The organism is Mesorhizobium sp. M00.F.Ca.ET.216.01.1.1 (assembly GCF_004010325.2).
Taxonomy (GTDB): domain Bacteria; phylum Pseudomonadota; class Alphaproteobacteria; order Rhizobiales; family Rhizobiaceae; genus Mesorhizobium.
The window spans coordinates 105,236-131,161 of sequence record NZ_SADR02000022.1 but is presented as its reverse complement, the minus strand read 5'-3'; the positions used below and the strand labels follow the sequence as shown (position 1 = coordinate 131,161).

Sequence of the window (25,926 nt, the reverse complement as noted above, 5' to 3'; positions counted from 1 at the left end):
GGCGCGGATATTTGCGCTCCAGCTTACGCACGAAGCGTTCCACCGCCGCCGGTGTCGCCTCGATCTCGCCGAAATAGCGGACCTCCCCCTCCCGGCCACCCTCCGCAATCGCAATCGCGTGCTTGGCTTTCGAAACGTCGACACCGACGTAAAAATCCTTATCTTCTGCCATGGCTCGTCCTTCCTTTGCTGGGGCTCGGCTCGGCATTCCCGAGCAACCCCCGTTTGCTTACAGCTGCAAAGACTAAGGACGGGCCGCCGCTCAGACCACGGTCATAACGTCTAGAGAATCTCAGTCTTGGCGATGTGGATGCCGAAACCTTCCAGGCCGATATAGTGACGTTCGCGCGAGGCGATCAGGTTGATCGAGGAAATGCCGAGATCCCTGAGGATCTGGGCGCCGAGGCCGATCTCGCGCCATTCGTTCTCGCGGCGGAGCGCCTCTTCGTGATCCTCGCCACTTGCCGGCCGTTTGCGCTCCTGATGGGCAACGCCGACCGAGCCCTCGCGCAGATAGACGATGACGCCGCGCTTGCGCTCGCCCATTGCCTTCATGATGGCGTCCAGCCTGTGGCCGGTGCCGAACACATCGCTCACCACGTCCTCGGAGTGCAGGCGCACCGGCACCTCTTCACCGTCGCGGATGTCGCCGAAGACGATCGCCACATGGTGCATCGAATCCCAGGGCAGCGTGTAGGTGAAGACCTGCGCCTTGCCACCAGGCGTGTCGATGTCCGAACAGGCGACGCGCTCGACCAGTGTTTCCTTGCGCTGCCGGTAGGCGATAAGGTCGGCCACCGAAATCTGCTTCAGCCCGTTCTTTTCGGCAAAAGTCTGCACCTGCGGGCCGCGCATGACGGTGCCGTCATCGTTGACCAGCTCGGAAATGACGCCGACCGGCGGCAGGTCGGCAAGCTTGCAGAGGTCGACTGCCGCTTCGGTATGGCCCGAACGCATCAGCACGCCGCCTTCGCGCGCGATCAGCGGAAAGATATGGCCGGGACGGATGAAATCGGAGGCGCCGACATTGCCGTTGGCGAGGTTGCGGACGGTCAGCGTGCGGTCCTCGGCCGATATGCCGGTGGTTGTGCCGTGCTTGAAATCGACGCTGACGGTGAAGGCGGTGGTGTGGACCGAGTCATTGTCGACGACCATCGGCGACAGGTTCAGGCGCCTGGCTTCCTCGCGCGGCATCGGCGTGCAGACGATGCCGGAGGTGTTGCGGACGATGAACGCCATTTTTTCCGGCGTGCAATGGACGGCGGCGACGATCAGGTCGCCCTCGTTCTCGCGCCCGTCGTCGTCCATGACGACGACGATTTCGCCACGTTCGAAGGCGCGCAGGGCTTCGACGATCTTTTTCTGGTCGTAAGGCATGTCGTCCCGCTTTCTAAACAGTCAGAGGCGTCCGGTCTGGCCGCGATGACGCAAATAGTGATCGGCAATCGCGCAGGCAACCATCGCTTCGCCGATCGGCACGGCACGGATGCCGACGCACGGATCGTGGCGGCCCTTGGTCATGATCTCGACGTCGTTGCCGTCCTTGTCGATCGACTTTCGCGGCGTCAGGATCGACGAGGTCGGCTTGACGGCGAAGCGCGCGATAATCGCCTGACCGGTCGAGATGCCGCCCAGTATGCCACCGGCATTGTTGGACAGGAAAACCGGCTTGCCGTCATTGCCGATGCGCATCTCGTCGGCATTCTGTTCGCCGGTGATGCGGGCCGCTTCGAAACCGTTGCCGATCTCGACGCCCTTGACGGCGTTGATCGACATCAGGCCGGCGGCGATGTCCTGGTCGAGCTTGGCGTAGATCGGCGCGCCTAGGCCTGCCGGAACGCCGTCGGCGACGATCTCGATGACCGCGCCGACCGAGGAGCCGGCCTTGCGGATGCGGTCGAGATATTCGGTGAACATGGCAACGGACGCCGGGTCGGGGGTGAAGAACGGGTTATCGGCGTCGCCGACGAAATTCCAGTTCCAGTTGTCGCGGTCGATCGATTTTTCGCCCATCGAGACCAGCGCGCCGCGCACTACCATGCCGGGCACGACCTTGCGGGCCAGGGCTCCCGCCGCTACCCGCGCCGCCGTCTCGCGAGCCGAGGAGCGGCCGCCGCCGCGATGATCGCGCAGGCCGTATTTGACGTCATAGGTGTAATCGGCATGCCCCGGCCGGTACTGGCGGGCGATGTCGCCATAGTCCTTCGAGCGCTGGTCGACGTTCTCGATCAGCATCGACACCGGCGTGCCGGTGGTGGTCATGGTCTCGGCGTCCTCGTCGAGGATGAAGCCGGACAGGATCTTGACCTCGTCGGGTTCGCGACGCTGCGTCACAAAACGTGACTGGCCGGGACGGCGCTTGTCGAGCTCGGCCTGGATTTCCTGACGCGTGAAGCGAATGCCGGGCGGACAGCCGTCGACCACGCAGCCGAGCGCTGCGCCATGGCTTTCGCCCCAGGTGGTGACGCGGAAAAGATGCCCGAACGTGTTGTGAGACATGGAAATAACCCTGCCCGGCGTGACCCCGAAAATCGGAGCGATTTTCGGAAAGGATCACGCGCAAAATCAAAAGTGCTACAGCGTCCTTTGCGCGTCCAAGAGGACGCGCGGCGCTGTAGTCCTGCCTTCTATTGGCGTTTTCCACAGTGGTCAAACTCTGATCCGGCGGATTTAGTTTTGACACATTCGGTTGGTTTCTGCTCTGCTTCATCCGCCGTTGAACATCCGCCGCATGCCGGCGCAATGATAAAGAGGACGATGATGCGTACCCTGATTGGCGTTGTTGCCGCCACGTTGTTGATTTCCACCGCCGCCTTCGCCGGCCAGACCGAAGGACTGATCAAGAAGGTCGACAAGGACGCGCTGACGCTGACGCTGGACGACGGCAAGTCCTACAAGCTGAATGCCGAAACCGATCTCGATGCGCTGAAGCCTGGCATGGATATCGTGATCGCCTACGACGTGACGAATGGCGAGAACGTCGTCACCGACATGGAACTGCCTGACACCGAGTAAGATCTTTTCCGGACCTTCAGAGCCTGGTCCATTCCGATAGATCGGATGGCCGCGATCGTGCGCTGGTCTAAAGCCACTCCAGCCGCCGGCCTTCCAGCCTGAGCAAGCGGTCGTGCGGCACGTCCAGTCTGGCCGCTTCGCGCTTGGGCATGCCTTGCACGAAGCGGAACAGGGTGCGCATGACGCCGCCATGGGTGACGCACACGGTCTGGCGGTCCAGCGCGTCGAACCAGGGCTTCACCCGTTCGAGCAGCATCTGGTAGCTTTCGGCGCCCTCGCCCGGCGGCTGGAAATCCCATTTGTCGAACCGGCGCTGACCGGTCGAGCCGGGATGCCGGGCCTCGAGCTCGGCAATGGTGAACCCCTGCCAGTCGCCGAAGCTCATCTCGACCAGGCGCGGCTCGGTGCGATAGGCATGCGGGTCGAGCTTCATCGCCGCGCGAAGGCGCTCCATCGTTTGGCGCGTGCGCCGCATCGGACTGGCGACAAAGTCGAAGTCTTCGGGATTGCGGACGAGCTCAGTCAGCCGTTGCCCGTTCCGGGTCGCCTGCTCGCGGCCGAGCGCATCGAGATCGATGTCGGCCTGGCCCTGCAGCCGGTACTCTGCATTCCATTTCGTCTGGCCGTGGCGCACGATGTAGACGATCGGATACATCAGGTCTTCCGGCAGGAGATCAGAGCAGGCTTGAGAGGAGGCTGTCAGTCCTTGACGGTCGAAATATCCGGTGCGTCGACCGCCTTCATGCCGACGACATGATAGCCGGAATCGACATGATGGACCTCGCCGGTGACGCCGCGCGACAGGTCGGACAGGAAATAGACGCCGGAATCACCGACTTCCTCTTGCGTGACCGTCTGCTTAAGCGGCGAATTGTATTCGTTCCATTTCAGGATGTAGCGGAAGTCGCCGATGCCGGACGCGGCGAGCGTCTTGATCGGGCCAGCGGAGATGGCGTTGACGCGGATCTTCTTGGCGCCAAGGTCGACGGCCAGATAGCGAACGCTGGCTTCGAGCGCCGCCTTGGCGACACCCATGACGTTGTAGTGCGGCATGACTTTTTCGGCACCGTAATAGGTCAGCGTCAGCAGCGAGCCGCCGTCGGTCATCAGCGCCTCGGCGCGCTTGGCGATAGTGGTGAAGGAAAACACCGATATGTCCATGGTGCGCAGGAAGTTGTCGCGCGTCGTCTCGACATAGCGGCCGGTCAGTTCGTCCTTGTCGGAAAAGGCGATGGCGTGGACGAGGAAGTCGAGCTTGCCCCAGTGCTTGGCGATATCGGCAAAGACCGCATCGAGGCTGGCCGGGTCGGTGACGTCGCAATGGCCGGCGACATGCGCGTTGAGCTCCGCCGCCAGCGGCTCGACGCGCTTCTTGAACGCCTCGCCCTGATAGGTCAGCGCAATCTCGGCGCCGTGGTCGACGCAGGACTTGGCGATGCCGTAGGCGATCGATCGATTGTTAGCGACGCCCAGGATAAGGCCGCGCTTGCCGGCCATGAGGCCCTGTCCACCCGCCATCAGACTGCTCTCCGCAAGATCTTCTGCATTGTGGGGAGCCCTATCGCACAGGCACAGGGCCCCTTCAAGCGCTCAAAACAGACTGTTCGGGGGACAAAAGCGGCCGGTCAGCCTTTTCGGCGGCGCATCAGCGCTTCAAGTTCGCTGTCTCCACCCTCGGGCAGCATCAGCCGGACATGGGCGTAGAGATCGCCGTGACCGCCGGTCTTTTCCGGCAGGCCCCTGCCTTTCAGCCGCAAGACCTTGTCCGAGCTCGACCAGGCGGGAACGTTGACCGCAAGCTTGCCGGTCGGCGTCTCGACCGCCACCTTGGCGCCCAGCACGGCATCGGCCAGCGTCACCGGCAGGTCGGCATGCAGGTCGCGGCCCTCGATGCGGTAGCGCGGATGCCGGCGGAAGCGTATCTTGACCAGCGCGTCACCCGGCAGCCCCGGTCCTTGCTCACCCTGACCCTTCAGCCGGATGGTCTGGCCGTCCTCGACATAGGCCGGCAGCTTGACAGCGACCTTGCGGCCATCGGGAAACATCGCCGTCACCTTCTCCGCTGTCGCCGCTTCCTCGATGGTGACGTCGAGCGTCACATTGAGGTCGGCGCCCGTCGGCGCCCGACGGCGATCGCCCATGCCGGCGCCGCGAGACTGTGAGAAAGTATCGCCGAAAATCTGGCTGAAGATATCGCTGTTGCCGTCGAACGGATCACCGCCCGGACGGCCCGTGCGGAATTCGAAATGCGAGCCGCCGGGCGCCTGTTGCCGGCGGAAGCCGGCGAACGGATCGCCACCGCCTGCGGCACCCTCGAAGCCCTGGAAACGTGGCTTGCCGTCGGCGTCGATCTCGCCGCGATCGAAAGCAGCACGGCTCTTCTCGTCGCCGACGATCTCGTAAGCCTGGTTAGCTGCGGCAAACCGCTCCTTCGCCTTGGGATCCGGATTCTGGTCCGGATGGTACTGCTTGGCGAGTTTGCGGTACGCCGATTTTATGTCCTTGGCCGATGCGTTTTTGGCAACGCCCAGCACCTCATAGGGGTCGCGCATGCTTCCTGCCTGCAAGAGAGAGTGAGTCTACAGTTGCATCCTATATAGGAAGAAATTCCATTGGTGCACAGCCATATAGAGGGCGGAAAAATCGGACTAAAGCGCTTTGAAGTCCTGCATGCGCCAGCCACCGGCGCCGGCCAGGCATACCTCGCCCTTGAACAGCGCGACGCCGTCAAAGCTTTCGCGCGAGGCGGTGAAGCGGCGGCAGGTCTGGCCGTTGTCCTTCAATTCCACCAGTTCGGTGATGGACCCACGCGAACCGGTGCTGGAATTCGCCCAGGGAACCGCCTGCCCGCGAAGTTGTTCGATGTCGGCGGAAGACACGGCGTTGCCGATCGTGGTCTGGTCCGAGGCGCTGTCCTGATCGATCGGCATGGCGGAAGCTGGCGTGCTGCTGGTCAGGATCGAACGGTCGACTTCGGCTTTCTCCAAGCTGAAGCCGCCGGCACCACAGGCAGCAAGCGGCAGAGCGATAACAACAACCGCAAACCTGGCGCTGGCCGAAGCGATAACGTTCCATTGCCCGCTGTCAAAAGCTTGCGCGATACGCGACAATCGGCAATCTCCCCCAGCCAGCGACAAAATTTGGGAAAACTATGAGCGAAACTGAGTTAACAAGCGGTGACTTTACCGAGTCTGCAGAGCCGTTCCGCCTCTTTGCCGCATGGCTCGACGACGCCATGAAGAGTGAGATCAACGACCCCAACGGCGTGGCGCTGGCGACCGTCGATGCCGACGGCATGCCGGATGTGCGGATGGTGTTGCTCAAGGGGTTCGACGAAAGTGGGTTTGTCTTCTATACGAATTTCGAGAGCACCAAGGGCCGCGAGATTCTTGGCAGCATGAAGGCGGCGATGTGCTTCCACTGGAAATCGCTGCGCCGGCAGGTGCGCGTGCGCGGGCCGGTGGAGATCGTCAGAGACGCGGAAGCCGACGCCTATTACGCGACACGTCCGCGCGGCAGCCGCATCGGCGCCTGGGCCTCGAAACAGTCGCGGCCGCTGGAAAGCCGTTTCGCGCTGGAAAAAGCCGTCGCCGAATACACGGCGCGCTATGCCATCGGCGAGATTCCACGGCCGAAATACTGGTCGGGCTTCCGCATCGTGCCGCAGACGATCGAGTTCTGGCACGACCGGCCGTTCAGGTTGCACGACCGCGTCCTGTTTTCCCGCAATGCCGAGGGCGGCTGGGACAAGACGAGGCTTTATCCGTAGTGCCTTACCCTTCCCCGCGAGGGTGTTTGACGGGGTTGCGCACAGGTGTGCGAGGACATCGCGAACAGTAGGTGAGGGTCGAAGAGCAATTTTGGCGGAGCCAGTTGTGAACCGAGATGGGAGGAAATAGACCGCCTTCACCCCACCCGGCCCTGCGGGCCGACGTAAGGGGAGCGCCGTTCAGACCTTCTTCCTAGTCATGAAGGCGGTCAGGGCAGCACGGGCTTCGTCGGACTTGAGTTGTTGGCGAAAATGCTCGCTTTCTTGCGTGATGCGGGCGACAAGCTCTTCACGCGAGCCGCGCATCAGGTCGCGCGCGATCTTCAGCGCCTGCGGCGGCTTGGCCGCGATCTGGCCGGCAGCAGCCAGCACCGACGCTTCGAGCGCGTTTTCCTCGACAACCTCGTAGATCAGCCCGGCGGCTTTGGCCCGCTCGGCCGAAAAGCCTTCGCCGAGCGCAAGCAGCGCGAAGGCGCCTTGCCGCCCCAAGATCTGTGGCGCAAGCAGGCTCGACCCTGCCTCGGGCACCAGGCCGAGATCGACGAAGGGCGTCCGGAACGTGGTGCGCGTCGTGGCGAAGGTCAAATCGCAATGCAGGTTGAGCGTGGTGCCGATGCCGACTGCAATGCCGTCGACGCCGGAGACCATGGGCTTTTCCATCCTGGCCAGTGCCATCAGGAAGTCCCAGACCTCGGTGCCGCCCTCGCCGCCGGTGGCGACGACCATGAAATCTGCAAGGTCGTTGCCGGAGGAGAAGGCGCCTGAAACACCAAGGAAGACATGGACGCGGATCGCCGGATCGGCGTCGCCCTCGGCAAGGGCTTTGGACATTTTCGCATACATGGCGCGCGTCAAGGCATTCTTCTTGTCCGGGCGGTTCATGCGGATGATCTGGATGGCGCCCTGGCGCTCGACGAGGATATGGTCTGTCACGGGTCGGTCCTTTGTGAACGTCAGGTTTGAGAAAACGTTGGATTCAGGCTGAGATCAGCGCCTTGCCGGCAGCGGCAAGGCTTTCTGCGCCGCCGATGACGCGGTCCTTTAGCGCTCGCGCCTCGCCGAGCAGGTTCTCGGCGAAGAAACGGCAAAGTGCGATGCGGCTTTGGTCGGCAAGCGCGCCTCGCGCCAGATAGGCGCCGCCCGCCGCAAGCGAGATCAGCCTGAGATACGGCGTGGCGCCGGCCAGCGCCTCGTCCGAACGGCCGTCGGCCAACAATCCTTGCAGGAAGCGCGTCGCTTCAATCAGGTCATCGAACGCCTGTTCGATTGCATCGGCGGTACGGCCGAAACCCTCGAAGTTCGAGGTCCGCACTTGATCGGCGATGGCTTTCAGTTCGGCGATATAGCCGTGCACATGCTCGCCGCCGCCGAGCGGCAGCTTGCGCGCCACCAGGTCGATCGCCTGGATGCCGTTGGTGCCTTCGTAGATGGGCGCAATGCGCGCGTCGCGATAAAGCGCTGCCGCGCCCGTCTCTTCGATAAAACCCATGCCGCCATGCACCTGTAAGCCGAGCGAGGCGACATCGACGCCGATGTCGGTGGAAAAGGCCTTGGCCAGCGGCGTCAGCAGATTGGCCCGCTCCTGCCAGTGTTTCGCGTCATCGCCTGCGGATACACGCGCGCGGTCCATGGCGTGCGCGCAGGAATAGCTGATGGCGCGCGCAATCTGCGTCAGCGCCTTCATGGTAAGAAGGTTGCGCTGCACGTCGGGGTGATGAACGATCGGCGCCATGCCGGCACCGTCATAGCTTGCCGCCTTGCCTTGGCGGCGGTCGTTGGCATAAGTGAGCGCCTTCTGCGTGGCCGACTCGGCGACCGCCACGCCCTGCATACCGACGGCAAGCCGGGCGTTGTTCATCATGGTGAACATGCAGGCCAGGCCCTTGTTCTCCTCGCCGACCAGCCAGCCGATCGCGCCCGGTGTGACGCCCTCGAAACCATCGCCGTAAATCATGGTGCAGGTCGGCGAGGCGTGGATGCCCAGTTTGTGCTCCAGCCCGGAGCAGAAAACGTCGTTGCGGGCGCCGAGCGCGCCATCGTCGCCGACCAGGAATTTCGGCACCAGGAACAGGGAAAGGCCACGCGTGCCGGGCGGGGCATCGGGGAGCCGCGCCAGCACCAGATGGATGATGTTGTCGGTGAAATCGTGCTCGCCATAGGTGATGAAGATCTTCTGCCCGAAGATGCGATAGCTGCCGTCGCCGGTCGGTTCGGAGCGGGTGCGCAAGGCATTGAGGTCCGAGCCTGCCTGCGGCTCGGTCAGGTTCATCGTGCCCATCCATTCGCCGGAGACGAGCTTTGCGAGATACTTGGCCTTGAGCGCCTCAGAGGCGTGCTTGTCGAGCGCCTCGACCGCGCCCATGGTCAGCGTCGGGGCAATGCCGAAGGCCATTGAGGCGGAGTTCCACATTTCGAGCGCGGCCATCCCGAGCATCGTCGGCAAGGCCTGGCCGTCATATTCCTCCGGTGCGCACAGCGCATTCCAGCCGCCGTCGATCCAGCGGCGATAGAGTTCCTTCCAGCCGGGTGGCGTGGTGACGGCGGCGCCGTTCAGCACCGCGCCTTGCTCGTCGCCGATCTTGTAGAGCGGGGCGACCTCCTCGCTGGCGAAGCGGCCGGCCTCGGCCAGAATGGCGTCGACAAGATCCTCGCCGAGGTCGCCAAATATGCCGGCATCGAGCGCCGACTTCAGGCCGGCGACGTGCTTCAGCGTGAAGGCGATATCCTCGACCGGTGCTCGATACATGCCGCTTGCTCCTCCTCAGTTCGCAATTCAACCTAGGGCCCGTGCAGGCGCAAAACCATCCGCCTTGGGTCGCTTTACCATCTGCTTTTTACGTAAACGTCAAAATTTGTCACGCAGATTTTGCAATTGCGTTGGCGCGCGCTAAATTCTGCAATGCCGGACAATATTCGACCGGCAGACCAAACAGCGGATCGGAACCGCCCATGCTTGCCAGACCTGACGCCTATCGCTGCATCGAATGCGGCCTGCCCTATCGGGCGGCAGGTTTCTGGTACCATCAGGGCAAGTTCGAGAACGGCGCCGCCTATTGGTCGGATCGCGGTGTGCTGTGCTCGCCGCAATGCTCGCTGGCCCATCATCGCAAACGCGCCGCTGACGGAACGCTGCCGCAGTCGCCGGCGCCCGACCCGTTCGAAATCCAGCCCCTCATTCGCCGATGACGGCGATCAGAACCATCATAAGGCAAGTTTGAACTCCCCTTCCGTGCGATGGCGCCGCCCCGCACCTGCCTGCCGGCTTTGACAAAATCCGTAATACCCACGGCCAGGCTGTAAAAGCATTTCCTTAACCATGGCGGTTCAGGATAGACTCTGGTCAACGGGGACTCCCTGTTTGAAAAAGCCGGCGCACTCTTTTCGCCGCGCAGCGCTTCTCGCGGTGGCGATGGTGCTGGCGCCGGCGGCACAGGCCTCGGATTTCTCCGAGCCGTGGAAGAATGCCGACCGGGCGCTGGTGATCGACGCTTACGAATACAATTCCATCGATTGGGCGCAACTCGCCACCGACAAGCGCATCGCCGGCTTTATCAACAAGGCCTCCGACGGCCTGCCGCCGCCCTACTTCTGTTTCGGCGACGAGACCGAGGTTCGGCTTTGCAAGGCGCTTTGGAAGCGCCATGCGGTGACGCGCGAGTTGTTCCAGACGCGCAAGGTGGTGGCCAAGGCGCTCGGCCTGAAATGGGGCGCCTATCATCTCGCCCGCCCCGGCAACCCGGTCGAGCAGGCCAACCACTTCATCGATTTCGCCGAACCTGGATCGGATGAGTTGCTTGCCCTCGACATCGAGGATGACGATCCGACGCAATGGATGTCGCTGGAGGACGCCGAGGAATTCGTCCGCCAAGTGCGTAGGCGGCTCGGCCGCTTCCCGGTGCTCTACACCAACGGCACGACCGCCCGGCACATCGCCGACAACAGATACAAATACCGGTTGCTGTCGCGGCTGCCGCTCTGGTACGCGCGCTACAAGCCGGACATCGACGTCCATTTTCCGATGGGCAACTGGCAAGGCTACGCGTTGTGGCAATTCTCGGCGCGAGCCAATTGCGGCAGGTTCCGCTGCCCGTACCGGGTCGCCGGCACACCCAACGACATCGATGTCAATGTCGCCCCGATGAATGCAACAGAGCTGCGCGAACAATGGTCGTTTGGCGGCCTGATCGACGTGCCGCCGGACTACCTCGCTTCCATACCCGTGCCCGTCTCACGCGAGGCCGGCCTCGCCGGCAATGTCACCATCACCTACGCCAGCGTAGCGACGCCGCCGACCTTCGGCGAAATGGTCGCGGTGCTCAGTGCACGCTGGGCCAGGTTTCGCGACGGCTTCCGTATGCCCGTGGTGAAGACAGTGCCGCGCCCACGCGGGATTGTCGAATACGTAGCCTGGAAGCGGAGCGAGGAGCGCTCGACATCTTTTCCTGACGCCGGAGCCGACCCTCTCAGCACCGCCTCAACCGAGCTCGACCGCAGCCGTCGTTAACGCTGGCCTCTCCGTCAGCGCGTCGAGATTTACCTGACGCCGGCATTCTCCCGCGCCACCGCCTGCCAGCCGATATCGCGGCGGCAGAATCCGTCCGGCCAGTCGATCCGGTCAAGCGCGGCATAGGCCCGTCTCTGCGCCTCGCCGACCGTGCTGCCGGTCGCCGTGACGTTAAGCACCCGGCCGCCATTGGCGACCAGCGCACCACTGTTGATGGCGGTGCCGGCATGAAAGATCTGGGCGCCGTCGGCTGACGCCTCTTCTACACCCCGGATGACCGAGCCCTTCTCCGGCGTGCCGGGATAACCCCTGGCCGCCATCACCACGGTGAGTGCCGCCTCGTCGCGCCAGCGCACCGACATGTGCGCCAGCTGGCCGTCGGCAGCAGCATTGAGCAGGACCAGGAGATCGTCCTTCAGCCGCATCATCAGCACCTGGCATTCCGGGTCGCCGAAACGGGTGTTGTATTCGATCAGCTTCGGCCCCTTGTCGGTGATCATCAGCCCGGCAAAAAGTATGCCGGAAAACGGCGCGCCTGTTTCGGCCATGCCGCGCATGGTCGGCTCGACGATCTCGCGCATGGTGCGCTCGACCATGTCAGGCGTCATCACTGGCGCCGGCGAATAGGCACCCATGCCGCCGGTGTTCGGGCCTACATCGCCGTCGCCGACGCGCTTGTGGTCCTGCGCGGTGCCGAACGGCAGCGCTGTGGTACCGTCGCACAGGCAGAAGAAACTCGCCTCCTCGCCGGTGAGAAACTCCTCGACCACCACCTCCGCGCCGGCCCGCCCAAAGGAACCGTCGAAACAGGCATCGAGTGCGGCCAGCGCCTCGTCCAGCGTCATGGCGACGGTGACGCCCTTGCCGGCGGCCAGGCCATCGGCCTTGATGACGATCGGCGCACCCATCTTTTCGACATAGGCCCTGGCCGACGCCAGGTCGCCGAAGCGGCCATAGGCAGCGGTCGGAATACCGTATCTGGCGCAAAGATCCTTGGTGAAGCCTTTTGAGCCTTCCAGGCGTGCTGCCGCCCTGGACGGGCCGAAGACGCGGATGCCCTCGGACCGCAAATCGTCGGCAATACCGGCGACAAGCGGCCCTTCCGGCCCGACCACGACGAGGTCGATTTTTTTCTCCGTGCAGAACCGGGCCACCGCGGCGTGGTCGGCAATGTCGAGCGTCACCAGCTCAGCTTCGCGGCCGATACCCGGATTGCCGGGCGCCGCGTAGAGCTTCGTCAGCAGCGGCGATGCGGTGATCTTCCAGGCCAGGGCATGTTCGCGGCCGCCGGAGCCGATCAACAAAACACGCATGCCCATATCCCTTGTCGTTCCACGGTCAGGACTGCGCTATTGCGCCTCGGGCAATGGGTCAAGACTTTTGGTGTTTTGACAGCAATTGCGCACGGGAACGTTGACGCTTGACGGCGTTCGCCGCTGCTGCCACTTCAGCAGGAATGGAACCCGTCCAATCGAAAGCAACCCAGGGCCGCGTCGCCGACGCGCCGAGCGGCCACTGGGTCTACCGGGCGCTGCCACGCCTGATATGGCCCTACGCGCAGCTTGCGCGCTGGGACCGTCCGATTGGCTGGCAACTGCTGCTGTGGCCCTGCTGGTGGTCGGCGGCACTTGCCGCCAGTGCCTATCCCCGTCCCACGGATCCCGTGCTCACGCTGCTGCCGGCGCCATGGTACCTGCTGCTGTTCCTGATCGGCGCCATCGCCATGCGCGGCGCCGGCTGTACCTACAACGACCTGGTCGACGAGGACATCGACAACCAGGTCGAGCGCACGCGCTCGCGGCCGCTGCCGGCGGGCAAGGTCACGCGCCGGCAGGCCTGGGTGTTTCTCGCCATGCAGGCCTTGCTGGGTCTGGCGGTGCTCCTGCAGTTCAACAGCTTCGCCGTCCCGCTCGGTATCGGCTCGCTTGCCATCGTCGCGATCTATCCGTTCATGAAGCGCTACACCAACTGGCCGCAGCTCGTGCTCGGCCTTGCCTTCTCCTGGGGTGCGCTGATGGGGTGGGCGGTGGAGTTCGGCGATCTCGATGACCCGGCGATCATGCTTTATATCGGTTCGATCCTGTGGGTGATCGGCTACGACACGATCTATGCGCACCAGGACAAGGAAGACGACGCCATCGTCGGCGTGCGCTCGACCGCCCGCCTGTTCGGCGACAACACCAAGGCTTGGCTTGTCGGGCTCTATGGCGGGGCGCTGGTTTGCTTCGCCATCGCCTTCGCCTCAGCGCAAGCGCCGGTGCCGGCGCTAGCAGGGCTGGTCGCCGCCGGCGCCCATATGGCGCGGCAGATAGCAAGGCTGGATATCAACGATCCCGACCAGTGCCTGCGGCTGTTCAAGTCGAACAACCAGGTCGGCTGGCTGATCTTCCTCGGCCTGATCGGCGGCTCGCTATGGGTAGCGCTGAAGCCGCTGGTCTAGTTATTCCCGCGAAATGATCTCCTGGCCGCCAATGACCAGCCTGAGTCCGAGGTCGCCGGCCCTGCGGCGGGCAAGGAAACGCGGACGGCGCATGGTCGAGACGCGGCCCTTGCGGCGGTCCTGCGGCGGCAGCGCCTTGATGGCGGCGCCGAGTGATTCCTCCAGCGTGCGGGCAACGCCGTCGGCTTCGATCAAAAGCATCGGCAGACGGTAGGCGTCGGCCCAGGCGCGCCAGTCGGCGGCGACATCGTCGAGATCGTCGGCCACCAGCAGCGGCACCGACAGCATCGGATCATTGTGCAGAAGTTCCAGGGTCACCGTGACATTGCCATCCGGATCCTCCATCGCGCGGGCGGCGACGCCGCGAAACGCGTTTGCGGGCAGAGCGATGATCGCCGGCACGCCGCTCATCTCGAGCGTGCGGCGAATGACGGCGCCACGCTGATCGATGGTGAAGGTAACGTCGCCATAGTCGTCGCGCGTGGCGTAGCTTACCACCTGCGGCAGGCGGAATGGGTCGAGACGCATGTTGCGCCCGGCCCAGACTGGCTTCAGTCCAGTGTTCATTTAAAGCCTTCCTGTGTTTCTCCTGAGAGCCGGTTTCCGGTCCTCTCCGGGCCGGTTTTTCCAGCCTCGTTTATGGCGAAACATTAGCGCGGGCTTCTTACCGCCCCGCTTAAGAAAGTCGGTTAAATTTTGCTGATCTCAGGCGATGGTTATCGGAATGCGACCGGACGCAAGATCTTGAAAGGATCAGATAACCTTACCGGGGTTCATGATCCCGGCCGGGTCGAAAGCTGCCTTGACCCTGCGCATCAGCTCGATCGCCATCGGCGGCGCCGTCGCGAGCAGCTCGTCGCGCTTCAACTGGCCGATGCCGTGCTCGGCAGAGATTGAACCGTGAAAGCTGCGCACGACATCGTGCACCGCCTTGTTCATGGCGTGATAGAGGCCGAGAAACGCTTCGTCTCCGCCGCCGACTGGCCGGGAGATGTTGTAGTGGAGATTGCCGTCGCCCATGTGGCCGAAGCAGACCACGCGCGCACCGGGACTGACCAATTCGACGGCGTCTGCAGCCTTTTCGATGAACTGCGGGATGGACGCCACCGGTACCGAAATATCGTGCTTGATCGAGGCGCCTTCGGGCTTCTGCGCGTCGGGCAGCACCTCGCGGAAATTCCAGAAGGCATCGCCCTGAGCGAGGCTCGCCGCAATCACCGCATCGCCGACAATGCCTTGCTCGAGGCCGGCTGAAAGCACGTCCTCGATCAGTCCCCTGGCATCCTCGGCCGAACGGCCGGAGGAAACCTGCATCAGCACATACCATGGCCAATCGTCGGCTAGCGGCCGTGCGACGCCTTGCGCGTGCTGGAGCGTGAAGTCGTAGGGCCTCTGGCCGATCAGCTCGAAGGCGGTGAGTGCGGCCCCGGCACGATCCATCGCCAGGCCAAACAGGGACAATGCCGCCTCAGGCGACGACAGGCCGGCAAAGGCCACTTCGCGCCCCTTCGGCTTGGGGAAGAGCTTGAGCACGGCGGCGGTGATGACGCCAAGCGTGCCTTCCGCGCCGATGAACAGGTCCTTGAGATCGTAGCCGGTATTGTCCTTCTTCAGCTTGCGCAAATCGTCGAACACCTCGCCCGTCGGCAGCACCACTTCAACGCCGAGGCAGAGCTCGCGCGCATTGCCGTAGGCAAGCACGCCGGTGCCACCGGCATTGGAGGACAGATTGCCGCCGATCTGGCAGGAGCCTTGCGCGGCGAGCGACAGCGGAAACAGTCGGTCGGCGGCATCAGCCGCTTCCTGCAGCGTCTGCAGGATGACGCCGGCCTCTACGGTCGCCGTGTTTGACAGGACATCGATCTCGCGGATGCGGTTCAGCCGCGACAGCGACAGCACGATCTCGCGCCCGGACTTGTCCGGCACCTGGGCACCGACCAGCCCGGTGTTGCCGCTCTGCGGCACGACCGGCGTTGCCGTCTCGGTCGCCAGCCGCATGATGCGGCTGACCTCTTCGACGCTGCCTGGCCTCAGCACCAGCGCCGTCCTGCCGTGCCACAGCCCGCGCCGCTCGGTGAGGTAAGGCGCGATATCCTGCTGGTCGCGAAGCGCATGTTTTTCGCCGACGATAGCCGCAAAGCGGTCGATGAGGGCGGGGTCGAGGTCAAAGGGCGCGTCGTTCATGGGCCGAAACTATGGTGCTGCGTTGATCTTGTCACGAGGAGCGGCGGCGCGCGCAAGCCGGTCGTTGATCGCCTCACCCAGTCCGTCGGACGGGATCGGCTCGACGGCGATCGCTTTCGCGCCGCTGCGATCAAGGTCCTGCATATGGGAGAACAGATTGGCCGCCGCCTCGCGCAGGTCGCCGGTCTCGGACAGGTTGCGCATGGCGGCCGCGCCTTGCCAGCCTTCGGCACGGCGGCTGCCAAATGCCAGAAGGGCTTCGCCCGTAGCGATTTTCCCGGCGTTGAGCCGCACTGTGGCACCCGGCGCATAATGTGAGGCGAGCATGCCGGGCGCCTCGATGCCCGCTGCCTGTCCGCGCAGCAGCTTCACGCCGGCCACTGCCTCGATCTCATCGGCGGCAATACCGCCCGGCCTCAGCAGCCGCAGTGTTCCACCTTCGACCTTGACGATCGTCGATTCCAGCCCGACTGCCGTCGCGCCGCCATCGACCACGAGCTTGATCCTTTCACCGAGATCCGCCGCCACGGCTTGCGCTGTCGTGGCGCTGATCCGTCCCGAGGAATTGGCACTGGGCGCGGCCAGCGGATGGCCGAGCCTGGCAATCAGCTCGCCGCCAAAACCCTTCGGCATGCGCAGTGCAATCGTATCCAGCCCGGCGGTGACCAGCGGATGAATGCCGTTGCCTGGCCGTTGCGGCAGCACCAGCGTCAGCGGCCCTGGCCAGAATGCTTGCGCCAGCCTTTTCGACAGTGGGTCGAACAGGGCGAGCCGCTCGGCCATCGCCAGATCGGCGACATGGGCGATCAGCGGGTTGAAGCGGGGGCGGCCTTTCGCTTCGAAAATGCGCGCCACGCCAATACCATTGGTCGCGTCGGCGGCCAGCCCGTAGACGGTTTCGGTCGGGATGGCGACGACGTCGCCATCTTCGAGCAGCGCCAGCGCCCGCTCCATCGCCTCGCCGACGGCAAGTATCTCAGCCACTCTCATCACCTCACAGATGCCGGGTGCGTAGTACGGCGACGTTCGGGGGGCAAGTCCGGGCATTGGCGATTTATCAATCCCTAAAATGCTATGTTTCCTCGCAAGCCGGCATCAACTCCCCAGGGATATGGTGGCGGCTTGAAGGGCAAGGGGAATTGTCATGGTATCGGTGCGTATCCCAGCGCTTGCTGTCACTCTGTCGATGACCGGCTGGGCGGCGACGGCCGGCGGGGCACAGGCCTCGTCGCTTGTCGTACTTGGCGTATCAAAGACAACGCCGTCCGTCGTCAGGCTAGGCTCGGCCGAACCTGCCGGTCCATCGATCATGGCGCTCGGCGAGGAGCTGCCCGACGTCACCGATGAGACGGTCGCCGCAATCCCCGACAAGCCCGAACCCAAACACGGCTTCATGCAGAACCCGATGATCATTCGCGGCGGCGTTGTCGGCGGCGCCTTCGCGTCGCCCACGCCTGCCGCTGCGCCGGTCAAGGCCACCGCTGCCGCCGCGCCGGCGGCTGATGGCAAGCCGGCGGCGACAGCAACAGCGTCGAACAGTGCACCCGAGCCAGAGCCGGCGGCCCCGCAGCCGACGCCGATCCCTGCTGTCGCAAAACCGATGTAGGGTCAGGCTTGACTGCTGGTCCGCCGCCCAGCGCAGAGAGCCGGATTTCATCGCTCAGGGCAAAGGGGTTTATCATGAGCAAGGCAAGAGCGTTTACCGTCGCCGGCTTGGTGCTGGCGTCATTGCTGGGCACCAATGCGGCCCATGCCGATGAAATGCTGGGGTCCTATGTCGCGCGCATTTCCTATCGCGATCACCACGCCAGCGATGGCTATGAGTTGGACAATGCCGCGGATATGGTGCGGCAGGACCGCGCCAACTGGCACAAGTTCCACAGGCGCGACAGCGACGACGAGAATGATGTCTGGTTCCGGACCAACGACCAGCGCGCGGGATTGCAACGCAGGCTGGAGCGCGGCGGCTCGATGAGCGCCTCGACACGGCGGGCCATCGTCAACGGCGAACCGCTGATACAGGTCGACGTCTATTCACACAGCGTGCGCGTCAGCATTCTGGAGGACTGACGGGGAACGGGGCGGCATGGCCGCCGGCCTGCAAGCCGGCTCGAAAGGCCAGCTTCTCAGCCGGCGATCTTGGAGAAATCCGCGACCTGGTCGGTTGCGGCGCGAATGCGAGCGAGCAGCGCCAGACGGTTGGCACGCACGGCCTGGTCCTCATCATTAACGAGAACGCGTTCAAAGAATGAATCAACCGGTTCACGCAACGCGCTAAGCGCCAGCATGGCGGCGGAAAAGTCTTCGTTCTGAATCGCTTCGCTGGCTTGCCTCTCGGCCTGATTCACCGCGGCAAACAGCTTCTTTTCCGCATCTTCGCGGAAAAGCGCCGGCTCGACACGGTCGGCGATCATCGTTTTCTTCTTCTCCTCGACGGCCAGGATGTTGGCCGCGCGCTTGGTACCGGCGAGCAGGTTCTTGCCGTCCTCGGTGTCGAGGAACGAGCCCAGCGCCTCGACCCGGCGCACGATCTGCAGAAGGTCGTCGTTTTGCGATTGGCCAATCTCCCCCCTTGTGGGGGAGATGCCCGGCAGGGCAGAGGGGGGCGCCTCGCGCTGAGGTGTTGGCGGGACAGCGCCCCCCTCTGTCGGCTTCGCCGACATCTCCCCCACAAGGGGGGAGATCGGGCGCGAACCCGCAGACAGCACCGCGTCGATCAGATCGTACCGCGCGCCCTGTTCGCGAAGATAGACCTTCAGGCGGTCGTGGAAGAAGGAGAGGAGGTCGAGCACTTCAGCGCCAACCTGTTTACCGCTAATTTCCCGCATTCCTCGTCCTATTGCAAAACTTCCACCTAGCTTACGGAGAACGTTTTCCATGGACTGATGGATCGAGGGAACATGAGATTCTGCGACACCGACAACGCTCAATCGAGTTTTGTTCTCGACCAGAATCCTGATCACACCCAGTGCCGCCCTTCTCAGCGCATAAGGGTCCTTCGACCCTGTCGGCTTTTCATCGATGGCCCAGAAGCCGACCAGCGTGTCGAGCTTGTCGGCGAGCGCGACGGCGACCGAAACCGGATCGGTCGGCACGCGGTCGGACGGGCCTTGCGGCTTGTAGTGTTCCTCGATTGCGGCGGCGACCGAAGGATGCTCGCCCTGCAGCAACGCATATTTGCGGCCCATGGCGCCTTGCAGCTCCGGGAACTCACCGACCACTTCGGTGGTGAGATCGGCCTTGGCAAGGACTGCGGCGCGACGCGCCAGCGCCGGAATCTCCCCCCTTGAGGGGGAGATGGCCGGCAGGTCAGAGGGGGTTGTCTCGCGTGGATCGGTGACCCCCTCTGTCGCCTTCGACGACATCTCCCCCTCCAGGGGGGAGATTGCACGTGCCACGATAGGCGCCAGTTCCTCGGCCAGCCGCTTGATCCGCTCCACCCGTTCACCCTGCGAGCCCAACTTGGCGTGGAAGGTCACATTCAGATGATCGAGACGGGCCATGCGCTGGTCGAGTGGTTTCTCGAGATCGAGCCCGAACTTCTCCGCCGATGCCTGCAGCTGGTCGAGATCGGGCAGATCGCCCTGGTCGGTCTTCCAGAAATAGAGCGCGTCGGACAGACGAGCGCGTACCACCTTGCCGTTGCCGTGGGCGATCTCCTTGCCGCCGTCGCTGGCCTCGATGTTGGCGGTGAGGATGAAGCGGTTGGAAAGGTCTTCGCCGGCGCCGTGCGGCCGCGTGACAAAGCACTTCTGGTTGGCGCGGATGGTCAGCCGGATCACCTCGGCCGGAATGGCGAGAAAGTCCTGCTCGAATTCGCCCATCAGCACGACAGGCCATTCGACCAGGCCGGACACTTCCTCCAGCAGCCCGTCGTCCTCGACCAGGTCCAGCCCGCTGGCGAAGGCGAGATTGCGGGCGTCAGCGAGGATGATCTCCTTGCGGCGGTCGGCATCGAGCACGACCTTCGCAGCCTCCAGCTTGGCGACATAATCGTCGAAGCGGCGCACGGTGATTGCGCCCGGCGCGTGAAAGCGGTGGCCATATGTGACGTTGCCCGAACGGATGCCGTCGATCTCGAAATCGACCACCTCCGGTTCCTCGGTCTCCGGACCGAAGGTACAAAGAATGGATTGCAGCGGCCGCACCCAGCGTAAGGATCCCGGCTTCGCCGAGGCCGGCCCCCAGCGCATCGATTTCGGCCACGGAAAGCTGCGGATGATGCCCGGCACCAACTCGGCGATGATCTCCTCAGCCGCCCTGCCCGGCTTCGAGACATGGGCGACATAGAAGTCGCCCTTCTTCGGGTCGGAATGGACATGCGCGTCGGTAATCGAGGCAAGTCCGGCCTTGCGCAGGAATCCCTGCACCGCCTGTTCCGGCGCGGTCGTCGACGGTCCCTTGATCTCCTCGCGAATGTCCTTGGAGCGCGCGGTGAGGCCGCGAATGTCGAGGGTGAGGCGCCGCGGTGTCCAATATTCACGCGCCGCCTCGTAGGTCAGCCCGGCCTCGACCAGACCGTCCGTCATCATCTTCCTGAGATCGCCCGCAGCCTTGCGCTGCATGCGAGCGGGGATTTCCTCGGATCGAAGTTCTAGAAGCAGGTCGGGCATAGAGGTCAGCTCATGCGGGAGAGTGGTCCGGGCGGGGCATAGCAACTCGGCTGGCCGCTGTCACCCTTTCCACGGTGCCGATTGTCGGCTTCGCCCAGTTTGCGAAAATTTTGCTTGCCCTGTCGGGACGAAACGAACCCGCCCGTCCTTGGATCAAAGATTTCCATGAACCGAACGCAGCGCTGAAGCGACCCACGCTCAGGCAGAGAGCTTTTGGCTGAACGACCATGAAGACGGCATCGACATTCCTGCAGATCCTGGCACTCAGCGCCTGCTTTGCCGCGCAGATGCACGGCACGTTCACGATGCCTGGCGTCAGGCAAGCGTTGCGGACAATGGCTGGCCCGAGCGGCCAGGGGTTGTTGCCAATCAATGCCGCCGTTGAAATCACCAAAGCCGCGTTGAGCTAAAGCGCGTCGCGTTTGAAGAGATGCGAGGAACGCGCTTTAGATGTTTTATGCATGTCGCCCAAAACCGCCGCGCACTTTTGGGCGACATGCATCAGGCCGCCAGACCACCCGCCTGCGTCAGCAGGAACGCCTCGCCGCAGGCTTTGGCCAGGTTGCGCACCCGCAAGATGTAGCTCTGCCGCTCGGTGACCGAAATCACGCCGCGCGCGTCGAGCAGGTTGAAGACATGGCTGGCCTTGATGCACTGATCGTAAGCCGGGAACACCATCTGGTGCGGCTTTGGAACACCAAACTCCCCGTAGAGTGGATTGTCTTTGTACTCGTCCGGAACGCGGTCCTGCCCCGCATCGAGCAACGCCTTGCACTCAGCTTCCGCATCCTCGAAATGCCGCAGCAGCATCGCGGTGTTGGCGAATTCGAAATTGTGGCGCGAATATTCCTGCTCGGCCTGCAGGAAGACGTCGCCATAAGTCACCTTGTCGCCGCCCTCGCGGCCGTTGAAGTTGAGGTCGTAGACATTATCGACGCCTTGCACATACATGGCCAGTCGCTCCAGCCCGTAGGTGAGCTCGCCCGCCACCGGCGCGCATTCGATGCCGCAGACCTGCTGGAAATAAGTGAACTGCGACACTTCCATGCCGTCGCACCAGCACTCCCAGCCCAGCCCCCAGGCGCCCAGGGTCGGGCTTTCCCAGTCGTCCTCGACGAAGCGAATGTCGTGCAGCAGCGGATCGACGCCGATCGCTGCCAGCGAGCCGAGATAGAGCTCCTGCAGGTTGGGCGGATTTGGCTTCAGGATCACCTGGTACTGGTAATAATGCTGCAGCCGGTTCGGGTTCTCACCGTAGCGCCCATCCTTGGGCCGGCGCGAGGGCTGCACATAGGCGGCGTTCCAGCGCCTTGGCCCGAGCGCGCGCAATGTCGTCGCCGGATGAAAGGTGCCGGCACCGACTTCCATGTCGTAGGGCTGAAGGACGACACAGCCATAGTCCGCCCAGTAGTTATGCAGGGTCAGGATCAGCCCCTGGAACGAGCGGCTGGGATGCATATGGGCGGGGATGTTGACGGTCACGGCGGCCTCGACGGAGCGGCGGGATGCGGCACTCCCTAGATGCCTGGCCGCCAAGCGTCAAGGCGAGGCTCGCCGTCACGAGTTCCGCCGCCTGGCGACCAGGAGAAATGTTGAACGCTTTGCTGATGCCTGGCCCATTGCCGACCAAGGACGGCTGCAGTCTGCTGGACCTGCAAAATGCAGCAGGTGCAAAATGTCTGGCCCGATCACCATTCGCCCCGTTACACGGCAAGATTTCGATCAATGGCTGCCGCTGTGGGAGGGCTACAATGCGTTTTACGGCCGGTCGGGCGCAACCGCATTGCCGAACGAAATCACCGAGATGACCTGGTCCCGCTTTTTCGATGCCTATGAGCCAGTGCATGCGCTGGTGGCGGAAGCCAACGGAGATACCGAGGGCAAGACGGACAGCCTGGGGCAACTTCTTGGCCTGGTGCACTACCTCTACCACCGCAGCACTACGGCGATCGGACCGAACTGCTATCTGCAGGACCTTTTCACCACGGAAGCTTCGCGGGGCAAAGGCATCGGCAGAGCCCTCATAAACGGCGTCTACGACCGCGCGAAAGCTGCCGGCTCAGGCCGGGTCTATTGGCTGACGCATGAAACCAATCACACGGCGATGAAGCTCTACGACAAGATTGGAGAGCGCTCAGGATTTGTCGTCTATCGAAAGCTGCTTTGATCCAATGTGAGGTGCAACTCGCACCCCACACCGGAGCGAACCCCAGCCTGACGCGGCTCATCCCTTCGGCGCGGGCACCGGCTCGGGCTTGACCTTCGGGGTTTCCTGCGCCGTGTTGGATTCGATCGGCGGCAGGCCCTTCAGCAGCTTCTGCTGCAAGGCGGCGAGCACGTCGGGATCCGGCTTCAGGTCGCGGGCCTGGTTCCACTGGAAGGTGGCTTCCAGCTTGCGGCCGACACGCCAGTAAGCGTCGCCAAGATGGTCGTTCAGTACCGGGTCTTCCGGCTTCAGCGACACAGCACGCTCCATTTCACGCACCGCATCCTCGAACCTGCCGAGGCGGAAATAGGCCCAGCCCAGCGAGTCGACGATGTAGCCGTCGCTTGGCCGGAGGTCGACAGCCTTCTGGATCATCTCAAGGCCTTCCTTGAGATTCATGTTCTTGTCGACCCAGGAATAGCCGAGATAGTTCAGAACCTGCGGCTGGTCGGGGAACAGTTCCAGCGCCTTGCGGAAATTCGGCTCGGCCTTCGGCCATTCCTTCAGGCGCTCATAGGCAATGCCGCGCTGGTAGAAGATGTTCCAGTTGGCGCTGACCGGGGTCTTCAGCACATCCACCGCCTTGTCGTAGAGATTGGCCGCGGAGCGGAAATCCTCCTTCGAGGAGTAGACATTGCCAAGCGCCAGATAGGCGCGCATGTCGTTTGGGTGCGCCTCGACGAACGCCTTCAGATGGGCGATCGCCTCGTCCTTGCGGTTGAGATCGGCAAGGTTGAGGCCGAGTTGCAGGTCAGAAAGCTCCTTCAGCGGCGAGCTTTCGGGAATGCGGCGATAAAGCGCGATTGCCCCCTCGCCGTCCTTCAGTTGCTCGGCAACGGCGGCAAGCTGCGCAAGCGCCGCATCACTGTCGGGCTTTAGCGCAAGGGCGTATTGCAGATAGAGGCGGACGAACGGCTCGCCGCCGCCGCGATTGAGCGCTGTGGCAAGATCGAGCAGGATTTCCGCGGCACCGCCCGACGGACCGGAGACGAAAGGCTCGACCTTTTCGCCCTTGTTGATCTTGTCGCGAAGTGCCGCGATTTCCAGCTTGCCCGGCGAGAACGCCTCGGCCTGGTCGAGCACCGAAAGCGCCTTGGCCTTGTCGCCCTTGCGGGCGAGGAAGGAGGCATAGGCCTCAGCATTGCGCATCCATGTTTCGGGGGCAGCACCGCCCGCGGCAGCGTCCTGCAAGGTCGCGGCATAAATCGTATCAGCCTTGTCGGGCAGGCCCGCGGCATCGGCGATCAGCGCGCGATGGAAGGATTTGAACAAGCCGAACCAGTCCGGCCCCTGGAGCTTGTCGATGGCGGCCATGGCCTCGCTGGCGTCGCCGGCGCCCTCCTTGGCCCAGCCGGTCATGACGCCGGAAATGAGCCGGTCGAGATCGGATTCGAGCGAAAGCTTGAGCCAGTATTCTGCCTTGGAGAAATCCTTCTTGTGGAACGAATCAACCGCCAGCGCGAGACGCGAGAACCGCTCGACGTCGGGAACTTCCTTGAGCTTGTCGGCATAGACCAGCGATTCCTCGAAGCGGCCCTGCGCGATCAGCGACAGCATCAGGCTCTGCTGCAGCGAGGTGTCGCCAGGATCGAAGGCGAGCGCCTGCTTGTAATAGGCGATGGCGCTGTCGAGGTCGTTGTCGCTTTCAGCGGTCCGGGCAGCGAGATAGGCTCCCGAGAAAGACGTGATCTTGACCGGTTCGGTGGTTTGTTTGGCATGGGCCGGCAGACCAGAGATCGCCATGCCCGTCACAATTGCCAGCCCTGTCAGCCAGCGCGCACGTCCTTGCTGCATCGTATCCCTTTCAGCCAGGCACCCTCCCACGTCAGCGGGATCACCATAGACTCGATCTTTTCCGGGCAAAGCATGGCCTTTTTGGGGTCAGGCTTCAATCCGGCCTGAATTCACAATCGGGTCAGGGGATTAATAAACGATATGGAGAAGGGTGTGAATGGTTCCGGATGTCGCAACCGGTTGGCTCAGACCTATTGCTGGGACGGCACTCGCAAGACGGCATGATGATTTATGCAACGCGAAATTGTCGCGCGTGTCTAGCCCTGCTTCGACTGACCGGACCGCTGGACGCGGGTCTCTTGATACCCGCTCGCTGCGACTGCACTGCACAGCCCGGACCATTCGCAGCCTTGGCAGGCATTCCGGGTCTGGCCTGTGGAAAAGGCCCGCCGCATCTCAGTCAAGATTGCCTTGTCGAGGATAAGGCTGGTGCCGGCGCGGATCGGCCGCGCCAGCAAACCTCCTACGTCGCGCGCTGCAAGCCGGTCCCGCTCGGCAGCGCTTTCGCGCAGGCAGTGCGGTTCCGGCTCTTTGAGTGGCGGGGCACAAATGTCGTCAGGACCGGAAACGATCAGGACATCCTCGCCCCGGCCAAGACGCTCCGCGATCACGTCGTAGTTGGCGGTGAACGCAGGACTGTATCCCTTGCCGACATAGGTCAGCAGGCAGAGCAGGTGGTGGGAGCGCAGCCTTATCGTCAAGGATTGGCCGGCTCCGCCTTGTTGCCGGAGAACAGCTTGAGTGTTGCGGCGCCGAGCGCCGACTTGAGCAAGCCGCCGACGATGAACGGCAGGAAGCCAAGGGCGAAGGCTTGTTCGGCGCCGATGATGACGGCGAGCCACGCCGTGCCGAGAACCAGGCAGGCGAGGTTGCCGAGCAGCATGGCGGCGAAGGCTAGCATGACCCTGTTGCCGTTCCAGCCACGTTCGGCCAGCCAGCCGACAAGGGCGCCGGTGATCGGGAAGGCGAAGAGATAGCCACCCGTCGCGCCGAGGAAATGCTGTACGCCAGCCGCGCCTCCAGCCAGCACCGGAAAGCCCAATGCGCCTTCGACAAGCCATGCGGTGATGGTGATCGCGCCAAGCCTGCAGCCATAAAGAGCGCCGATGAGCGTCACGGCAAAGGTCTGCATGGTGACTGGGACCGGCACCATTGGGACTTCGATGTAGGATGACAGCGCCAGCAACAGCGTGCCGAGGACAACGGCTCCGGCCTGCCAGCCGAGGGAGCGGGTGTGCAGCCTCAGCGGGCTGAAAGACCTCTTGGAGGACGTAAGTGCGATGTCTGTCACGGATATTTCCTAGCTTGGTTGAAATTATAGATAATTTTTGCATTCGATCTATTATCGAATCCATATTTTGCCAGGGATGGCAACCCCTCGCGCCGGAAATTACTTGGGAG

Annotated in this window: 26 protein-coding genes; 9 read left to right on the top strand and 17 right to left on the bottom strand. The window is 63.4% G+C overall.

What is annotated here, in order from left to right; translation table 11 throughout:
- Nucleotides 1-282 precede the first annotated feature (282 nt).
- Both ribB and aroC read right to left on the bottom strand, forming a co-directional pair.
- Entirely contained in the window at nt 283-1,377 is a 1,095-nt protein-coding gene (gene ribB, locus EN859_RS25735; protein ID WP_127855248.1) for a 3,4-dihydroxy-2-butanone-4-phosphate synthase, read from the bottom strand.
- Nucleotides 1,378-1,398: 21 nt separating this feature from the next.
- Nucleotides 1,399-2,499 carry a chorismate synthase gene (gene aroC / locus EN859_RS25730; RefSeq protein WP_127855249.1) on the bottom strand — a complete coding sequence of 367 codons (1,101 nt, stop codon included), beginning with the start codon at nt 2,497-2,499 and terminating at the stop codon, nt 1,399-1,401.
- 261 nt (nt 2,500-2,760) lie between these two features.
- Here aroC and EN859_RS25725 point away from each other — a divergent pair, with 261 nt between their 5' ends.
- Nucleotides 2,761-3,015: a DUF1344 domain-containing protein gene (locus tag EN859_RS25725; RefSeq protein ID WP_127855364.1), complete on the top strand. Its 255-nt coding sequence runs from the start codon at nt 2,761-2,763 to the stop codon at nt 3,013-3,015.
- Nucleotides 3,016-3,082: 67 nt separating this feature from the next.
- Here EN859_RS25725 and EN859_RS25720 read toward each other — a convergent pair whose 3' ends face one another.
- From EN859_RS25720 to EN859_RS25705, 4 genes are all read right to left on the bottom strand, one after another.
- On the bottom strand, nt 3,083-3,670 hold the full coding sequence (locus EN859_RS25720; protein WP_127855250.1) for a histidine phosphatase family protein: 588 nt from the start codon (nt 3,668-3,670) through the stop codon (nt 3,083-3,085).
- A 44-nt stretch (nt 3,671-3,714) separates the two neighbouring features.
- Nucleotides 3,715-4,533, bottom strand: coding sequence for an enoyl-ACP reductase FabI (fabI, locus tag EN859_RS25715; RefSeq protein ID WP_127855251.1), 819 nt, complete (start codon nt 4,531-4,533; stop codon nt 3,715-3,717).
- Nucleotides 4,534-4,640: 107 nt separating this feature from the next.
- A complete protein-coding gene (locus EN859_RS25710; RefSeq protein ID WP_127855252.1) occupies nt 4,641-5,567 on the bottom strand; it encodes a DnaJ C-terminal domain-containing protein in 927 nt (308 codons plus the stop codon).
- A 96-nt stretch (nt 5,568-5,663) separates the two neighbouring features.
- A complete protein-coding gene (locus EN859_RS25705) occupies nt 5,664-6,125 on the bottom strand; it encodes an RT0821/Lpp0805 family surface protein (protein ID WP_127855253.1) in 462 nt (153 codons plus the stop codon).
- 41 nt (nt 6,126-6,166) lie between these two features.
- Between EN859_RS25705 and pdxH the strand changes: the two genes are divergently transcribed.
- Nucleotides 6,167-6,784, top strand: a complete 618-nt coding sequence (gene pdxH / locus EN859_RS25700) for a pyridoxamine 5'-phosphate oxidase (RefSeq protein WP_127855254.1) — start codon at nt 6,167-6,169, stop codon at nt 6,782-6,784.
- Between the two features lie 180 nt (nt 6,785-6,964).
- Here the strand turns inward: pdxH and EN859_RS25695 are convergent, their stop codons facing one another.
- Together EN859_RS25695 and EN859_RS25690 are read right to left on the bottom strand one after the other, a co-directional pair.
- A complete protein-coding gene (locus tag EN859_RS25695) occupies nt 6,965-7,717 on the bottom strand; it encodes a crotonase/enoyl-CoA hydratase family protein (protein WP_127855255.1) in 753 nt (250 codons plus the stop codon).
- Nucleotides 7,718-7,760: 43 nt separating this feature from the next.
- Nucleotides 7,761-9,530 (bottom strand): acyl-CoA dehydrogenase, encoded by a 1,770-nt coding sequence (locus tag EN859_RS25690; protein WP_127855256.1) that lies wholly within the window; start codon nt 9,528-9,530, stop codon nt 7,761-7,763.
- A gap of 203 nt (nt 9,531-9,733) precedes the next feature.
- On the opposite strand from EN859_RS25690, the gene EN859_RS25685 reads away from it, so the two are divergent.
- Both EN859_RS25685 and EN859_RS25680 read left to right on the top strand, forming a co-directional pair.
- Complete coding sequence (locus EN859_RS25685; protein WP_127855257.1) at nt 9,734-9,970, top strand: hypothetical protein; 237 nt, start codon at nt 9,734-9,736, stop codon at nt 9,968-9,970.
- A gap of 223 nt (nt 9,971-10,193) precedes the next feature.
- Nucleotides 10,194-11,288: a glycoside hydrolase family 25 protein gene (locus tag EN859_RS25680; RefSeq protein WP_189502241.1), complete on the top strand. Its 1,095-nt coding sequence runs from the start codon at nt 10,194-10,196 to the stop codon at nt 11,286-11,288.
- A 29-nt stretch (nt 11,289-11,317) separates the two neighbouring features.
- On the opposite strand, the gene purD is transcribed toward EN859_RS25680, so the two are convergent.
- Nucleotides 11,318-12,601 carry a phosphoribosylamine--glycine ligase gene (purD, locus tag EN859_RS25675; protein WP_127855259.1) on the bottom strand — a complete coding sequence of 428 codons (1,284 nt, stop codon included), beginning with the start codon at nt 12,599-12,601 and terminating at the stop codon, nt 11,318-11,320.
- Nucleotides 12,602-12,744: 143 nt separating this feature from the next.
- Between purD and ubiA the strand changes: the two genes are divergently transcribed.
- Nucleotides 12,745-13,728 (top strand): 4-hydroxybenzoate octaprenyltransferase, encoded by a 984-nt coding sequence (ubiA, locus tag EN859_RS25670; protein ID WP_127855260.1) that lies wholly within the window; start codon nt 12,745-12,747, stop codon nt 13,726-13,728.
- On the opposite strand, the gene EN859_RS25665 is transcribed toward ubiA, so the two are convergent.
- The 3 genes from EN859_RS25665 to EN859_RS25655 all read right to left on the bottom strand — a co-directional run bounded on the left by EN859_RS25665 (nt 13,729) and on the right by EN859_RS25655 (nt 16,896).
- Nucleotides 13,729-14,295, bottom strand: coding sequence for a DUF6101 family protein (locus tag EN859_RS25665; protein WP_127855261.1), 567 nt, complete (start codon nt 14,293-14,295; stop codon nt 13,729-13,731).
- A 186-nt stretch (nt 14,296-14,481) separates the two neighbouring features.
- A complete protein-coding gene (locus EN859_RS25660; protein ID WP_127855262.1) occupies nt 14,482-15,912 on the bottom strand; it encodes an FAD-binding oxidoreductase in 1,431 nt (476 codons plus the stop codon).
- A 9-nt stretch (nt 15,913-15,921) separates the two neighbouring features.
- Nucleotides 15,922-16,896, bottom strand: coding sequence for an L-threonylcarbamoyladenylate synthase (locus tag EN859_RS25655; RefSeq protein WP_245525704.1), 975 nt, complete (start codon nt 16,894-16,896; stop codon nt 15,922-15,924).
- A 160-nt stretch (nt 16,897-17,056) separates the two neighbouring features.
- Here EN859_RS25655 and EN859_RS25650 point away from each other — a divergent pair, with 160 nt between their 5' ends.
- A complete protein-coding gene (locus tag EN859_RS25650) occupies nt 17,057-17,518 on the top strand; it encodes a hypothetical protein (protein WP_127855264.1) in 462 nt (153 codons plus the stop codon).
- Nucleotides 17,519-17,592: 74 nt separating this feature from the next.
- On the top strand, nt 17,593-17,982 hold the full coding sequence (locus EN859_RS25645) for a hypothetical protein (RefSeq protein WP_127855265.1): 390 nt from the start codon (nt 17,593-17,595) through the stop codon (nt 17,980-17,982).
- Nucleotides 17,983-18,038: 56 nt separating this feature from the next.
- Here the strand turns inward: EN859_RS25645 and glyS are convergent, their stop codons facing one another.
- Nucleotides 18,039-20,525, bottom strand: a complete 2,487-nt coding sequence (gene glyS, locus EN859_RS25640; RefSeq protein ID WP_127855266.1) for a glycine--tRNA ligase subunit beta — start codon at nt 20,523-20,525, stop codon at nt 18,039-18,041.
- Between the two features lie 227 nt (nt 20,526-20,752).
- Here glyS and EN859_RS25635 point away from each other — a divergent pair, with 227 nt between their 5' ends.
- Nucleotides 20,753-20,935, top strand: coding sequence for a hypothetical protein (locus EN859_RS25635; protein ID WP_127855267.1), 183 nt, complete (start codon nt 20,753-20,755; stop codon nt 20,933-20,935).
- A 91-nt stretch (nt 20,936-21,026) separates the two neighbouring features.
- On the opposite strand, the gene EN859_RS25630 is transcribed toward EN859_RS25635, so the two are convergent.
- Nucleotides 21,027-21,983, bottom strand: a complete 957-nt coding sequence (locus tag EN859_RS25630) for a glycine--tRNA ligase subunit alpha (RefSeq protein WP_189502239.1) — start codon at nt 21,981-21,983, stop codon at nt 21,027-21,029.
- Between the two features lie 217 nt (nt 21,984-22,200).
- On the opposite strand from EN859_RS25630, the gene EN859_RS25625 reads away from it, so the two are divergent.
- On the top strand, nt 22,201-22,692 hold the full coding sequence (locus EN859_RS25625; protein ID WP_127855269.1) for a GNAT family N-acetyltransferase: 492 nt from the start codon (nt 22,201-22,203) through the stop codon (nt 22,690-22,692).
- A gap of 57 nt (nt 22,693-22,749) precedes the next feature.
- Here the strand turns inward: EN859_RS25625 and EN859_RS25620 are convergent, their stop codons facing one another.
- The 3 genes from EN859_RS25620 to EN859_RS25610 form a co-directional block, all read right to left on the bottom strand.
- On the bottom strand, nt 22,750-24,525 hold the full coding sequence (locus EN859_RS25620) for a tetratricopeptide repeat protein (RefSeq protein WP_127855270.1): 1,776 nt from the start codon (nt 24,523-24,525) through the stop codon (nt 22,750-22,752).
- 257 nt (nt 24,526-24,782) lie between these two features.
- Nucleotides 24,783-25,226, bottom strand: coding sequence for a DUF1284 domain-containing protein (locus tag EN859_RS25615; protein ID WP_127855271.1), 444 nt, complete (start codon nt 25,224-25,226; stop codon nt 24,783-24,785).
- Nucleotides 25,223-25,816, bottom strand: a complete 594-nt coding sequence (locus EN859_RS25610) for a biotin transporter BioY (RefSeq protein WP_127855272.1) — start codon at nt 25,814-25,816, stop codon at nt 25,223-25,225. The genes EN859_RS25615 and EN859_RS25610 overlap by 4 nt, the downstream gene beginning before the upstream one ends.
- Nucleotides 25,817-25,926 lie beyond the last annotated feature (110 nt).